The organism is Arthrobacter ginkgonis, from assembly GCF_039540195.1.
In the GTDB taxonomy this organism is placed as follows: domain Bacteria; phylum Actinomycetota; class Actinomycetes; order Actinomycetales; family Micrococcaceae; genus Zafaria; species Zafaria ginkgonis.
In genome coordinates this window covers 142,178-155,650 of record NZ_BAABEO010000023.1, presented here as the reverse complement: position 1 = coordinate 155,650, position 13,473 = coordinate 142,178, and the positions used below count along the sequence as shown (strand labels likewise).

The 13,473-nt window shown below is 70.8% G+C and carries 12 protein-coding genes; 3 read left to right on the top strand and 9 right to left on the bottom strand.

Features of this window, described 5'->3' with window-relative positions:
• Positions 1-50: 50 nt before the first annotated feature.
• Complete coding sequence (locus ABD912_RS16915; RefSeq protein WP_345152616.1) at positions 51-1,430, bottom strand: acyl-CoA dehydrogenase family protein; 1,380 nt, start codon at positions 1,428-1,430, stop codon at positions 51-53.
• Between the two features lie 347 nt (positions 1,431-1,777).
• Between ABD912_RS16915 and ABD912_RS16910 the strand changes: the two genes are divergently transcribed.
• A complete protein-coding gene (locus tag ABD912_RS16910; protein ID WP_345152614.1) occupies positions 1,778-3,016 on the top strand; it encodes an acyl-CoA dehydrogenase family protein in 1,239 nt (412 codons plus the stop codon).
• A 436-nt stretch (positions 3,017-3,452) separates the two neighbouring features.
• Here ABD912_RS16910 and ABD912_RS16905 read toward each other — a convergent pair whose 3' ends face one another.
• From ABD912_RS16905 to ABD912_RS16880, 6 genes are all read right to left on the bottom strand, one after another.
• A complete protein-coding gene (locus ABD912_RS16905) occupies positions 3,453-4,352 on the bottom strand; it encodes a MurR/RpiR family transcriptional regulator (protein WP_345152611.1) in 900 nt (299 codons plus the stop codon).
• A gap of 53 nt (positions 4,353-4,405) precedes the next feature.
• Positions 4,406-5,758, bottom strand: a complete 1,353-nt coding sequence (locus ABD912_RS16900; RefSeq protein WP_345152609.1) for an allantoate amidohydrolase — start codon at positions 5,756-5,758, stop codon at positions 4,406-4,408.
• Positions 5,755-6,999, bottom strand: coding sequence for a pyridoxal-phosphate-dependent aminotransferase family protein (locus ABD912_RS16895; RefSeq protein ID WP_345152607.1), 1,245 nt, complete (start codon positions 6,997-6,999; stop codon positions 5,755-5,757). The genes ABD912_RS16900 and ABD912_RS16895 overlap by 4 nt, the downstream gene beginning before the upstream one ends.
• 115 nt (positions 7,000-7,114) lie before the next feature.
• A complete protein-coding gene (gene uraD / locus ABD912_RS16890) occupies positions 7,115-7,621 on the bottom strand; it encodes a 2-oxo-4-hydroxy-4-carboxy-5-ureidoimidazoline decarboxylase (RefSeq protein WP_345152605.1) in 507 nt (168 codons plus the stop codon).
• Positions 7,622-7,815: 194 nt separating this feature from the next.
• A complete protein-coding gene (locus tag ABD912_RS16885) occupies positions 7,816-8,268 on the bottom strand; it encodes a universal stress protein (RefSeq protein ID WP_345152604.1) in 453 nt (150 codons plus the stop codon).
• A gap of 84 nt (positions 8,269-8,352) precedes the next feature.
• Positions 8,353-8,616 carry a hypothetical protein gene (locus ABD912_RS16880; protein ID WP_345152603.1) on the bottom strand — a complete coding sequence of 88 codons (264 nt, stop codon included), beginning with the start codon at positions 8,614-8,616 and terminating at the stop codon, positions 8,353-8,355.
• A 215-nt stretch (positions 8,617-8,831) separates the two neighbouring features.
• Between ABD912_RS16880 and ABD912_RS16875 the strand changes: the two genes are divergently transcribed.
• Both ABD912_RS16875 and ABD912_RS16870 read left to right on the top strand, forming a co-directional pair.
• Positions 8,832-10,049: an NRAMP family divalent metal transporter gene (locus tag ABD912_RS16875; RefSeq protein ID WP_345152602.1), complete on the top strand. Its 1,218-nt coding sequence runs from the start codon at positions 8,832-8,834 to the stop codon at positions 10,047-10,049.
• A gap of 2 nt (positions 10,050-10,051) precedes the next feature.
• Entirely contained in the window at positions 10,052-10,855 is an 804-nt protein-coding gene (locus ABD912_RS16870) for a putative hydro-lyase (protein WP_425548092.1), read from the top strand.
• A 143-nt stretch (positions 10,856-10,998) separates the two neighbouring features.
• On the opposite strand, the gene ABD912_RS16865 is transcribed toward ABD912_RS16870, so the two are convergent.
• A complete protein-coding gene (locus tag ABD912_RS16865) occupies positions 10,999-11,679 on the bottom strand; it encodes a GntR family transcriptional regulator (RefSeq protein ID WP_345152601.1) in 681 nt (226 codons plus the stop codon).
• Positions 11,680-11,718: 39 nt separating this feature from the next.
• Positions 11,719-13,461 carry an acetyl/propionyl/methylcrotonyl-CoA carboxylase subunit alpha gene (locus ABD912_RS16860; RefSeq protein WP_345152600.1) on the bottom strand — a complete coding sequence of 581 codons (1,743 nt, stop codon included), beginning with the start codon at positions 13,459-13,461 and terminating at the stop codon, positions 11,719-11,721.
• Positions 13,462-13,473 lie beyond the last annotated feature (12 nt).

The following is a 13,473-nucleotide window of genomic DNA, read 5'->3' as shown; positions in this document are numbered from 1 at the left end:
CGGCCGCCGTCGTTGTCCGTGCCCCGGCGCCCGCCGGAGGCCACTGGGCCCTACAGGGAGGCGCCGATCGCCCACACCCGCGGCAGTTCGGTGCCGTTGACGGAGCGGTCCCCCACCAGGCGCGCCTTGTACACCCACGGGTTGTGGTTTCCGGCGGTGCGGGCATTGCGCCAGTGCCGGTCCAGGTTCTTCTCCACCGAGGTGGCCGAGGCCGCCAGGGCGTCGAAGGCGTGCGAGAGCGCGTCCACGGCCAGCGGGGTCAGGGCGACCTGTCCCTCGGCGGAAGCCAGTTCGGCGCGGTCGTTGAGCCGTTCCTCCTCCGCCAGGGAGATGGTGCCCGCGCGCAGGGCCAGCGCCCCCTCGTAGGCGCCCTGCAGCGCGGTGGCCACCCGCTCGACGATCGCCTCCCCGGCGAAGCCCGCCGCCGCAAGTTCGCCGACCACCTGCAGGATCTGCGGGTCCTCGCGCCAGTGCGGGGCGGCGGCGTGGCTGAACGTGCGGGTGCGGGCCAGCACCTCGCCGGAGAACTCGCGCTGGGCAGCCCGGACGCTGCCGGCCAGGACCGTCAGCAGCACGGCCTGGTAGAACGCCGTCTGGTACTTGAACCGGGTGTCGAAGTCGATGAGGTCCTCCTCCTCCACCACCGCGTCCACGAAGGTGGAGGTGCCCGAGCCCGTGGTCCGCTGGCCGAAGCCGTCCCAGTTGTCCTGGTGGGTGACCCCCGGCTGGTGCGCGCTGACCGCGGCGATCACGCGGGCGCCGGTGTCCGTGCGCTCGGCGTAGGTGTCCAGCCAGTCGGCGAAGATGCTGCCCGTGGAGTAGTACTTGGTGCCGTTGATGCGGAACCGGCCGGGGCCCAGATCCGGGGCCGGCACCACCTTGGTGACGACGTCGCCGACCTTCACGGCGCCGACCTCGGTCCAGGAGTTGCCCACCAGCTCGCCGCCCACGAAGCGTTCCAGCCACCGGCCCCGGTCCGGCCCGGGAGCGGCGACCAGGCGGTCCTCGACGAACGCGAAGTGGCCGCGGAGGGCCTGGGCGATGTTGGAGTCGGCGGCCGCCAGTTCGGTCAGCAGCGCAAACAGCTGAGGCAGCGTGGCCCCGAAGCCGCCGTCCTCGATCGGGACCCGCAGCGCCCCGAAGCCGGCCTGCGCGAGCTCGCGGATCTGCGCGTCCGGCAGGACGTGGTTCTGCTCCCGGGCTGAGGCGTCCTGGGCGATGCGGGCAAAGACGGGGCGGAACCGCGCGGCCAGATCCGCGTACACGGGTTCCGTGCGGGTCCGGGTCGCGGTGCCGTCGATGACGACGGCGGCGCGGCCCGCCTGCGCGAGCGTGCCCTGCTGGGCCCGTTGGTTACGCTGGGCCTGCGGGCGCTGCTGGTTGTGTTGGGCCTGCTGACTCTGGGGGATGTGATGGATCTGCTGGGTCACGGTGCCTCCCGGCGGGTGTTGTGGTTCCGGCCGAACCGGCCTAGGTCCTGGTGCGGGTCCGGTGCCTTGGTCCGACGAGGCTAGGCACGTCCACCCCCGCCCGGCGCCGACATGACAGGCAATGAAGCCGCATGACCCTTTGTTGCGCTTTCCCGGGCCCGGCCGGGGCGGCAAGGGGCGGCCGGAATGTCATCCGGGGCGCGTTCGGCGTCATCGAACGACACGTTTGGACCCGCCCCGTCACCGGCGCCGCGGACCCTTCCGCCGCCGCCGTCGGCCCCCCTACGCTCGGTACCCAACCGGCCCCGCCGGCACCCGAACACCCACCGACGGCAAGGACGCCCACCATGACGCTCACCCTGACCGAAGCCCTCCACGCCTCCCCGTGGGAGGGCCGTCCGAACCCTGCCACCGCAGAAGCCTGGATCGCCCGCGCGGAGGAGGTCGGCTCGATCCTCGCCCTGGATGCGGTGGAGCGCGACCGAGCCGGGGCCGTCCCCCACGCGGAGGTCCGGCTGCTGAAGGATTCCCGGCTGACCGTCCTCCTCGGACCCGAGGCCCACGGCGGCGGCGGGCAGTCCTGGACCACGGCGCTGCGGGCGATCCGCTCCGTGTCCGCCGGGGACGCCTCGATCGGGCAGCTGCTCGGCTACCACCTGCTCTGGGCGTGGGCCGCCCGGCTGGTCGGGACCGACGCGCAGATCGCGGCCGTCGAGGAGCTCTACACCGGCCAGAACCTGTTCTTCGGCGGAGCCGTCAACCCGCGCGAGCAGGACCTCGCCATCGAGGACCGCGGGGACACCCTGGTCTACAACGGCAGCAAGTCCTTCACCACCGGGGCCCGGGTCTCCGACCTGGTGGTCCTTGAGGGCGCCCTGCCCACCGGGGAGCACGTGTTCGCCATCGTGCCGACCGCCCAGGCCGGCATCGTGTTCCGCGGCGACTGGGACAACCTGGGCCAGCGCCTGTCCGAATCCGGCGGCGTCACCATCACCGACGTCGAGGTGGACTGGTCCGGGGCGGCAGGCTTCGTGGACAAGACGTTCCGTCCCCTGGTGTACAACACCCTGAACGTGCCGCTGATCCAGCAGATCTTCACGGCGATCTACCTGGGCATTGCCGAGGGCGCCCTCACCACGGCCGGGAGCTACACGCGCGGCACCACCCGCGCCTGGCCGTACACCACGGATCCGAAGGGAGCCGCCGTCGAGGAGGCGTACGTCCTGGAGACCTACGGCGACCTGCGCTCCCAGCTCTGGGCCGCGCAGGCGCTCGCCGATACCGTGGATGCGGAACTCTCCGCGCTGCTGCATGCCCCGCGCGAGTCCGTCTCCGCCGAGGACCGCGGGCGGCTGGCGGTCCGGATCGCAGCCTCCAAGCAGGTCGCCATCGCCGTCGCGCTGGACACCGCCAACCGGGTCTTCGAGGTCACGGGCGCCCGCGCCACCTCCAACGCCGTGGGCCTGGACATCTTCTGGCGCAACATCCGCACCCACTCCCTGCACGACCCGGTGGCCTACAAGCGCCGCGAGGTCGGCGAGTATGAGCTGCTCGGCCGCCTGCCTGAGCCCTCCTGGTACACCTGATCCTTACCGCACCGTCCCCCGCCGCCTCACCGCCCTTCCCCCGGAAAATGACGCTTTTGTGCGGGTGCCTCACCGAATCCTGACGCGTAGGTGTGGGTACTTTTCGGAATTGTGTGAGTATGACGGCGTGTGATCCAGTCCGCCGCTTCGCGTCCTCGGGGACGCGGTACAACGCTGTCCCCGGATCCGACGTCATGGAAGCCCCATTCCGTCGGATCCGGGGACAGGTTGCCTGCGGCTACTGGCAAAGGAAAGGCGCCGACCATGCGCCGCCTCCGGTGGACGTTTCTCACCATGCACAAAATCCCTTGGCGCACCCACACTTACCCGTCAGGATTCGGTGAGGCACCCGCACAAAGGCGTCACTTTTCGTGAAAAGCGGGTGGAGCGCGGTCCGGACTCCTCCGCTCCGCCATGACTCATCGGTCCTGCCCCGCTAGGACTCTTCGAGCTCGCCCAGGTCGTCGTAGGCGGATGCGATGGTGCTGATCCGGCGCCGGCCGGTGGAAACCTGGCGGTTGAGGACACCGTTGGCGAGCAGGCCCACCAGGGCCATGGCGGTGGAGTAGCTGTCGAAGGCCCCGTCGCTGTCGATGGGGCATTCGATCCAGCAGGAGGCGGAGGCCGCGTAGCTGCGCGCCGTCCCGTCCCCGACCAGGACGACGTCGGCCTGCGAGGCGGCGAGGAGGCGCACCAGCCGGTCGAAGAGCGCCGGGCGGCGGCGGAACCCGACCAGCACGACGACGTCGTCCTTCCCCACCCCTGCGAGTTCCTCACCCAGGGTCTGGCCGGGCTGGGGCGCGACGCGGACGCCGCTGCGGATCTGGATCAGCTGCTGGTGCAGGTGCAGGGCCACCGGGTAGCTGTTGCGCAGGCCCACCACCAGCAGGTTCCGCGCCCCGGAGAGCAGGTCGACGGCGGCGTCCAGCCGCCCGTCGGACAGGAGCGCCACCAGGCGCTCGTGGTTCTCGCGTTCCTTGGCGGAGTGCAGGCCCAGGGCGTCGGGCGTTCCGCCGGCGCCGGTGCGCGAGGGTGACGCCAGCGGGACGCCCTGGCCGCGCATGGCCCGGGTGTGGTCCTTGACCTCCTTGAAGTCGGCGAAGCCGAGCTTGCGGAACAGCCGGGACACGGTGGCCTTGGACACCCCGGTGTCGCGGCTGATGTCCGCCGCGCTGAAGACCGCAAGGTCGCCCAGGTGCTCCAGCAGGAAGTCCGCAACCACGCGTTCCTGAGGGGAAAGTCCGGCGTACCGGGCGTCGATGCGGGCATCGATCCGCGCATCGGTGCGGGTGGAGGAAGCGGGCTGGGGCGCCGCGTCCGTCGTCTCACTGCTCATGCCTGAAACCCTATCTGTCCCCGAATCATCCGCACTCCTTCACGGCCTGCCCTTCACAATCCGGCGGCGGCCAGCACCGCGGCCTCGAACGCGTCCAGCGCCACGGCCACGTCCTGCACGGTGACCGACTCCTCGGGTGCGTGGCTGATGCCGTCCTCGCAGCGGACGAACAGCATGGCCATCTCGGTCACCGCGGCCACGGCCATGGCGTCGTGCCCGGCCTTGGAGAACAGCTCCATCGGTTCGGCGTCCCCCGTGGCTCGGATGCCGGCGCGCACGGCCTCCATCAGCCGCGGCGCGCAGGGCACGGTGGGCGCGGAGTGGATCTCCCGCACGGCGAGCCCCAGCTTCCGCTCGGAGCAGAAGGCCTGCATCGCCTCCAGGATGAGGCCCCAGACGCGGTCGCGCAGCCCGTCGGAGCGGGCGCGCAGGTCCAGGCTGAACTCGGCCCGGCCCGGGACCACGTTCACCGCCCCCGGGAAGGCCTCGAACTGGCCCACCGTGGCGATGGCTCCCTCCGCGCGGGCGATCGCCTCGATGTCCAGCACGGCCCGACTGGCCCCGATGAGGGCGTCGCGGCGCTTCTCATAGGGGGTGCCGCCGGCGTGCCGGGCCTCCCCCGTGACCGTCAGGTGGAAGCGGCGCGCACCGGCGATGGAGGTGACAACGGCCAGCGCCCGTCCGGCCTCCTCCAGGTAGGGGCCCTGTTCGATGTGGACCTCGAGGTACCCGGCCAGGTCTTCGGGGCGGCGGGCGGCCTCGCCGATGCGCTCCGGGTCCAGCCCGAAATCGCGGAACGCCTGCTCCATGCCGGTGCCGTTCCTGTCCGCGAGCTCGGACCAGTCAGGGTTCCAGGTGCCGGCCAGCGCGCGGCTGCCCAGCAGGGTGGCGCCGAAGCGGGTGCCTTCCTCGTCGCCGAACGCCACCGTCTCGATCGCGAACGGCAGCTCGCCGGCGCGGGTCCGCAGCCGCGCGGCGGTTTCGATGGCGATGAGCACGCCGAGGATGCCGTCGTACTTCCCGGCATCCGGGACGGTGTCCAGATGGGAGGCCAGCAGCAGCGCCGGCAGTCCGGGGATCGAGCCCTCCAGGCGACCGCACTGGTTGCCGGCCGCGTCCTGCCAGGTGGCAAGGCCCGCCTCGGCCATCCATCCGGCGGCCAGCGCGTTGTGGGCCGCGTGCTCGGGGGTCAGGTAGGTGCGTTCGATTCCCCCGGCCATGGCGCTGACGCCCGCGAGCTGCTCGCAGCGGGCCATGATCCGTGCGGCCGCCTCCAGCGTCCGCCGCGAGGGCCCGACGGCGGTTCGTGCCGCCGTCGTCGCCCCAATCCCCGCTGTTCCGGCCGCATCCGTACCGGCCGCCCGGGTTCCGGCCAGCGGGACTCCCCCGCCCCCGCTGCCGCTCACGAGGAGGCCCCCACCGGGATCGCCGCCGCGTCCGCGTAGACCTCGCGGGCCGCTCCGATGCCGCCGCCGGCGAGGACCGGAGCCCCGGCGGTGCGCAGCATCTGCTCCAGCGCGGCCAGGGTGAGCATAACGGCGTCCTTGCGGGCGTTGTAACCCATGGTGCCGATGCGCCAAACCAAGCCGTGCAGCGGGCCGAAGCTGGTGCCGATCTCGATGCCGTAGTCCTCCAGCAGCGCGGCGCGGGCGGCGTCGCCGTCGATGCCGACGGGGATCTTGACCGCTACCACGTTGTTCATCTTGTGCGCGGTGTCGCCAAAGGTCTCCAGCCCCATGCCGAGCAGGCCGGCGAGCATCGCGTCGCCGTGCAGCTTGTGGCGGGCGATGGCGTTGTCCAGACCCTCCTCCACCAGCAGGCGGGCGCATTCGCGGGCCCCGTAGAGCATGCTGGTGGCCTCGGTGTGGTGGTTCAGGCGCTGCTCGCCCCAGTAGTCCATGACCATGGCGAGGTCGAAGTAGTTGGAGGCGATGCGGGTGCCGACGCCCGCGGTGCCGTCGGCGATGCCGGCCTCGACGTGGCGGCGGCCGTTGATCGCCTCCGCGGCCTGCGGCGAGAGGCTGATCGGCGCGCTGCCGGAGGGGCCGGCGAGGCACTTCTGCAGGCCGGCGGTGGCGGCGTCGATGCCCCAGGCGTCCATCTCGAAGGCGTTGCCGCCCAGCGAGGCGGTGGCGTCGGTGTAGAAGAGGACGCCGTGGCGGGCGCAGATGGCGCCGATCTCCTCCAGCGGCTGGTTCATGGTGGTGGAGGTGTCCCCCTGGACCAGGGCCAGCAGCTTGGGCTTGGTTTCGGCGATGGCCCGCTCGATGGCGGCCGGGGTGAACACCTGGCCCCATTCGGCTTCGCGGACGGCGACCCGGGCCCCGCAGCGTTCGGCGATCTCCTTGAGCAGGTGGCCGAACCGGCCGAAGATCGGCACCAGGACGGTGTCGCCGGGCTCGATCAGGGAGACCAGCGCGGCCTCGATGCCGGCGCGGGAAGTGCCGTCGACCAGGAAGGTCTGGCGGTTCCCGGTCCTGAAGACCCTGCGGTAGAGCTCCATGGTCTCGTTCATGTATCCGGTCATGGCCGGGTCGTACTGCCCAACGAGGGCCGCGGACATGGCGCGCAGCACCCGGGGATCCGCGTTGATGGGGCCGGGACCCATCAGCAGCCTCTGCGGCGGGTTGATCTGCTCGAAAGTCATGCCGTGCTCCCTTGTGGGGGTCGGGGGCCGGTGGTTCGGCCCGGTGGTGCTGTGCGTCCGCGCTTCCAGCTTACTGAAACGATTGTTTCTTTGGTGTTTCAATATTGGAACACAGTCAGGAAGAGCGGGTCGGAACCACTTGGGCCTCCAGGCGCAGCAGCGCAATCTCCGCCAGCTGGCCGGCCCGGACGCGCGCTTCGGTGGCGGGATCGTTGCCCAGGCGGTCGCGCAGGCGGGCCAGCATCTCCTGCTGCGTGCGGCCGGCGGCCCGAATGAGGAAGATGCGGTCGAAGCGGTCCTCGTACTCGCGGTTGGCGGCCACCCACGCGGCGGCGGAGGCCGCGTCCGCCCCGGCGCCGGCCTGCTCCCGGCGGGAGAAACCGGCCTCGGCGCCGTTGGCCTCGATCCTTTCGCCGATTCGCGGATGGTGGGCCAGGGCGGCATCCACCTCGACGTCGGTCCAGGTGGCGGCCAGGGCGGCCGCATCCCGAAGCAGGTCTTCCCTGCCGGCATAGGGCCGGGCATCGGCAAGCGCGCCGCACCAGCGCGGGATCGGGGCACAGGTGGCGGCAAGTTCCACCACCTCGGCGCGTTCGGCCGAATTGAAGGCCTGCAGGTCCATGCGGCATCCGTCCTGCCCCGTCAGGGACGTGGTTCCGGGGCGGCTGCGGGCGCCACCCTCCCCTACAGGCTAGGAAAATCGGCGGAACTCGCCGTTTCCGCACCGTTAACGCCTTGTAACTCTTGTTCCAAGGCGCTCCTCAGGGACGCCATGCCGGTCCGCAGTGGGCGAAACGCGCGTAGCCGGGCGGCGTCCTATCCGATCGCCACGACGGGGACGACCAGGACCGGGAGGAGCTGCTGCTCGGTCAGGTGCGCGGCGGTGGATCCGCCCAGGAACTCCGAAAGGAGGGGGCCCACACCGGGTTCCCGGGTACCGACGACGATCATCGAGGCACGCGCCTCCCGGGCCAGCCGGGCCAAGGCCTTGGCCGGGTCGCCGGCCAGGACCCGAAACCGCCAGGGCAGCGCGGCCCCCTCCATCGCCCTCCAGAGGGTGGCTAGGATCAGTGCGACGTCCGCGCTGATGTCCTCGTCGATCTCCTGCGGATGCAGGGACAGGTACTCGATGTCCGATTTCAGGTCCCACTCGACCAGATAGCTGTTGGGCTCGACGTAGGCAAAAATGATCGGCCGGTTCAGGGCGTCGGACAGCGCCCGGGCCTCCATCACCACTTCGGGATGCTGGTTGGGAATGATTCCAACCACCAGCGGCCCGGACGCCCCGCCCAGGGGCCTTCGGGGCACTCTGTCCGCCACAGCTACCTCCCGGTGCCCATGAAGCTTCTGGGCCTATTGTCCCCGTCCGGCCCGAAGGATTCGATACCCGCAGTAGGACAGGGCGACGACGCTGGCCGCGCCCCAGATCCACGCGCCGGGAAGGTTGAGTGCGGGCCCAATGGTGCAGTCGCCTTCAATGCCGGTTTCCGCGACATACTCGGCGCACTGTCCGATCTGGGCGCCGCTGAAGAGGATGCTTAAGGCCAGGATGAGCATCATGGCGACCGCCCAGGGAAAGATCGCGGCCGCCTTTTTCACCCACGAACCGTCACCCATGGCCGGAGCCTAGCAGCGGCCGCCCCCTCGGACCGCGCTCCATGGCCAGGACGGTCCGCGGCAGGGGCGCCGCAGGCTCTTGCCACCCGGAGGTTGCGCGGAGGCAAATTCTCCGTGGGTTGTTGAACAATATCTTGCTTAAATTGTTCAACAAAAGATAAGGTTCCAAAGACCACTGGCTGTGACTGCTGTCACCCGGAACAGATGGATGGACCATGGCAATTACCGAAACCAAGCCCGCGCTGAGCAAGTCAGGGCAACGCACGGCGCTCCTGGGCGCGATGTTCCTGATGGCCACCAGCGCCATCGGCCCCGGCTTCATCACCCAAACCACGGTCTTCACCGTCCAGCTGGGGGCGGCCTTCGCCTTCGCGATCCTGGTCTCGATCCTCGTCGACATCGCCGTCCAACTGAACGTGTGGCGCATCATCGGCATCTCCGGCACCCGCGCCCACGACCTGGGCAACAAGGTCCTGCCCGGGGTCGGCTGGTTCCTCGCGGCGCTGGTGTTCGTGGGTGGCGTCGTCTTCAACATCGGCAACATCGCCGGCACCGGACTGGGCATGAACGCCATGCTGGGGCTGGACCCGAAGGTCGGCGGCGCCATCTCGGCGGCCATCGCGGTCATGGTCTTCTTGTCGAAGAAGGCCGGCCTGGCGCTTGACCGCATCGTGGTTCTGCTGGGCGCCATCATGATCCTCCTGATGCTGTACGTGGCGATCGTCGCGGCGCCGCCGGTCGGGGAAGCGCTGAAGAACACGGTCCTGCCCGAACAGGTGGACTTCCTGGTGATCACCACCCTCATCGGCGGCACCGTCGGCGGCTACATCACCTACTCCGGCGCCCACCGCATGATCGATTCGGGCGTTCACGGCGTGGAGAACGTCAAGGCCATCAGCAACGGCTCCATCCTGGGAATCCTGGTCACCGGCGTCATGCGCGTGCTGCTGTTCCTGGCGATCTTCGGCGTCGTCGCCGGTGGTGTCGCCCTGACGAGCGACAACATGGCCGCCGAGGCGTTTGGCGCGGCCGCCGGCGAGATCGGCGTGCGCATGTTCGGCGTGATCCTCTGGGCCGCTGCGCTGACCTCGGTCATCGGTGCCGCCTACACCTCCGTCTCCTTCGTCACCAAGAGCACCACCCCGGAGCGCACCCGCAACCTCATCACCGTCGCATTCATCGCGTTCTGCGCCGTGGTCTACGTCCTGCTCGGCCAGGCTCCGCAGACCCTGCTGATCTTCGCCGGCGCCTTCAACGGCCTGATCCTGCCGGTCGGCTTCGGCGTCCTGCTCTGGGTCGCCCTCCGGCGCAGGGACCTGATGCACGGCTACAAGTACCCGAAGTGGCTGTTCTGCATCGGTGTGCTCGCCTGGCTCCTGACCGTCTACCTCGGGTGGAACTCGCTGGCCGGATTGAGCGCGCTGTGGAGCTGAGCGTGACCGCCCCCGCGCTGCCGCGTGATCCGGGCGCCGTCGGCCCGGTGGCAGCCCGCGCGGCGTTCCGTTCCGGGCTCGCCGTCCCCACGGCCGGCTGGTCGCGGGGCTACGCCCAGGCCAACCTGATCATCGTGCCGAAGGACCTGGCCTTCGACATGCTGCTCTTCGCGCAGCGGAACCCGAAGCCGTGCCCGATCCTCGGCGTCCTCGACGCCGGCGAGACGACGGGCCCGCTGCTGGCCGGCGGCGACATCCGCACCGACGTGCCGCGCTACATCGTCTACGTCGACGGCGAGAAGGTCGCAGAACCGACCGACATCACCGGGTACTGGCGCGACGACCTGGTCACGTTCATCGTGGGATGTTCCTTCACCTTCGAATCCGCCCTCCAAGCGGGCGGCATTTCGATCGCCCACATCGACCAGGGCGTGAACGTGCCGATGTACCGGACCAACCGCCGCTACACGTCCGCGGGCTCCCTGGACGGAAGGATGGTCGTATCGATGCGGCCCATCCCCGCCGCTCAGGTGGCCGACGCCGTCCGCATCACCTCGCGCTACCCGGCCGTCCATGGCGCCCCGGTCCACGTGGGTGATCCGCGCGAACTCGGCATCGCGGACCTGGGCAAACCCGATTTCGGCGATGCCGTGCGGATCCCGGACGGCCACCTGCCGGTGTTCTGGGCCTGCGGGGTCACTCCCCAGGCTGCGGTCATGGAATCGCGGCCGGCCCTTGCCATCGGCCACGCGCCCGGCCACATGCTCATCACCGACGCGCGCGACACGGACTACCTGGTCCCGTAGCCCGTCCGCGGCGCGGCACCGGACAACGCCCTCGCAACACAACACCACAGGCGGCGCCATCCTTCACCGGATGGCGCCGCCTGTGGCGTGTTCGGAGGCCCACGACGCCGGGGCGGCGGCGGGTTGCCGGGGTGCGCCTTGCGTCAGCTGCGGGCAGCCATGTGCCCGAGCAGTTCGGCCTCGGCCCGGTCCAGGTAGGCGCGCAGGTACTCGGCGGCGCCCAGCCGGTCCCCGGCCCGCAGCATCCTGACGAGTGCGGCGTTGAGCTCGACGTACTGCGTGTGGAAGTCGGGGGCGTCGACCATCGTGTGGAACACCAGCCGCATCTGCGCCAGCACCTGCTGCATGAGGGTTTGGAGCTGGATGCTGCCGCTGCCCCGGATGAGGGCCTGGTGGAACTCCTGGTTGGCGCCGGCCATCGCCGGCACGTCCCCACGCTCCCTGGCCGCGCGGGCCTCCCCCACGATGCGTCCCATCCCGTCAAGGTCCAGGTCCGTGGCCCAGAGTGCGACGGCGGGTTCGATCATGCGCCGGACGCGGTAGATCTCGCGGATTTCGGCGGGGCCCGGCGAGGCCACAAAAACGCCGCGATTGGGGATGCGCGTGACCACGGCCTCGCCCGCGAGCACCGTGAAGGCCTCGCGCAGCGTGTTGCGGGAAACGGACAGCGACTCGGAGAGCGCCTGCTCCGAAAGCTTTGCCCCCGGCAGCAGTTGCCCGTCCGCAATCCTGGCGCGCAGCACGCCGGCCACCCACTCTCCCGTGTGGGCGTGGGTGGCCTGGCCGGGGGCCGAACCGCCCTGCAGTGCGCTATCGATCGACATGATCCCAATCTACCGGGACGGAAGGCCGGGACCCGACGCCTAGGAGATCACGGCCAGGACGTCGCCGCGGGCCACGGGCGTGCCCGTTTGCAGGTCGCCCCGGGCCAGCGTGCCGCGGCGGTGCGCGTTGATGGTGGTCTCCATCTTCATTGCCTCCAGGACCAGCAGCGGGTCGCCGGCCTCGACCACCGCGCCTTCGTCCGCAACCCACTTGACGATGTTCCCGCTCATGGGCGACGCCAAGGCGCCGGGATCCTGCGCGGCGCCCTGCCCGGAATCCGCGGCCGCGGGGGCGTCCGCGCTGCCGCCGCCGTCGAGCAGCGCCCCGAGCAGCTTCGCCGGCAGCCCCAGCCGCACGGCCTTGCCGTCGAGCTCGATCGTCAGCTCGCTCCGCGCGGCGTCCACGGCGGCGGCGATCTGCGGGGAGGCGGCCAGCGGCTCCGCGAACTCCGACTCGATCCAGGTGGTGTAGATCCCCAGCGAGTCCTCGTCGGTGAAGGCCGGTTCGCGGACCACGGCGCGGTGGAAAGGAAGCACCGTGGGAATGCCGTCGATGACCATTTCGTCGAGCGCGGTCCGGGCCCGGCGCAGGGCCTGGGCGCGGTCGGCGCCCGTGACGATGAGCTTGGCCGCCAGGGAGTCGTACTGCCCGGGGATGGTGGACCCGGTGCGCACGCCCGAATCGATGCGCAGGCCCGGCCCGGTGGGTGCCTCGAAGGCGGTGATGGTGCCCGGGCCCGGCAGGAACCCGCGGGCCGGATCCTCCGCGTTGAGCCGGAACTCGAACGAATGGCCCCGGGGCTCCGGATCCGTGGTGAAGGGGAGCTCCCCGCCGGCGGCGATCCGGAACTGCTCCTGGACCAGGTCCACGCCGGTGGTCTCCTCCGTCACCGGATGCTCGACCTGCAGGCGCGTGTTGACCTCGAGGAAGGAGATCGTCCCGTCGACGGCCAGCAGGTACTCGACGGTCCCCGCGCCGTGGTAGCCGGCCTCGCGGCAGATGGCCTTCGCGGAGGCGTGGATCCGTTCGCGCTGCGACGGGGTCAGGAAGGGGGCCGGAGCCTCCTCCACGAGCTTTTGGTGGCGCCGCTGCAGCGAACAATCCCGGGTGCCGACGACGACGACGTTGCCGTGGGTGTCGGCCAGGACCTGCGCCTCGATGTGGCGCGGCTTGTCCAGGAAGCGCTCGACGAAGCACTCCCCGCGACCGAAGGCCACGGTGGCCTCGCGCACGGCCGAGTCGAAGGCGTCCTCGACGTCGTCCAGGGACCAAGCGATCTTCAGTCCCCGCCCTCCCCCGCCGAAGGCCGCCTTGATGGCGATCGGGAGGCCGTGCTCCTCGGCGAACGCGCGGGCCTGGGCCGCGTTGGCGACGGGGCCGTCGGAGCCGGGCACCAGCGGGGCGCCGGCGCGCACCGCGACCTCGCGCGCGGTGACCTTGTTGCCGAGCAGCCGGATGGCCTCCGGGGTCGGGCCGATCCACGTCAGGCCCGCGTCGATCACGGCCTGCGCGAAGTCGGCGTTTTCCGACAGGAAGCCGTACCCGGGGTGCACTGCGTCCGCCCCGGAACGCCGGGCGATCGCAATGATCTTGCCCATGTCCAGGTAGGTTTCGGCGGGGGCCGAACCGCCCAGCGCGTAGGCCTCGTCGGCCCGCCGCACATGCAGGGCGTCGGCGTCGGGATCGGCGTAGACGGCGACGGAGAGCAGGCCGGCGTCGGCGCAGGCGCGGGCGACGCGGACGGCGATTTCGCCGCGGTTCGCGATGAGGACCTTCTTCATGCGGAGTTCCTA

Excerpts from the sequence above, each read along its gene's own strand:
- ABD912_RS16910 (WP_345152614.1), top strand. The coding sequence starts at position 1,778 with ATGACGCTCACCCTGACCGAAGCCCTCCACGCCTCCCCGTGGGAGGGC.
- ABD912_RS16875 (WP_345152602.1), top strand. The coding sequence starts at position 8,832 with ATGGCAATTACCGAAACCAAGCCCGCGCTGAGCAAGTCAGGGCAACGC.
- ABD912_RS16865 (WP_345152601.1), bottom strand. The coding sequence starts at position 11,679 with ATGTCGATCGATAGCGCACTGCAGGGCGGTTCGGCCCCCGGCCAGGCC.
- ABD912_RS16905 (WP_345152611.1), bottom strand. The coding sequence starts at position 4,352 with ATGAGCAGTGAGACGACGGACGCGGCGCCCCAGCCCGCTTCCTCCACC.
- ABD912_RS16860 (WP_345152600.1), bottom strand. The coding sequence starts at position 13,461 with ATGAAGAAGGTCCTCATCGCGAACCGCGGCGAAATCGCCGTCCGCGTC.
- ABD912_RS16895 (WP_345152607.1), bottom strand. The coding sequence starts at position 6,999 with ATGACTTTCGAGCAGATCAACCCGCCGCAGAGGCTGCTGATGGGTCCC.
- ABD912_RS16880 (WP_345152603.1), bottom strand. The coding sequence starts at position 8,616 with ATGGGTGACGGTTCGTGGGTGAAAAAGGCGGCCGCGATCTTTCCCTGG.
- uraD (WP_345152605.1), bottom strand. The coding sequence starts at position 7,621 with ATGGACCTGCAGGCCTTCAATTCGGCCGAACGCGCCGAGGTGGTGGAA.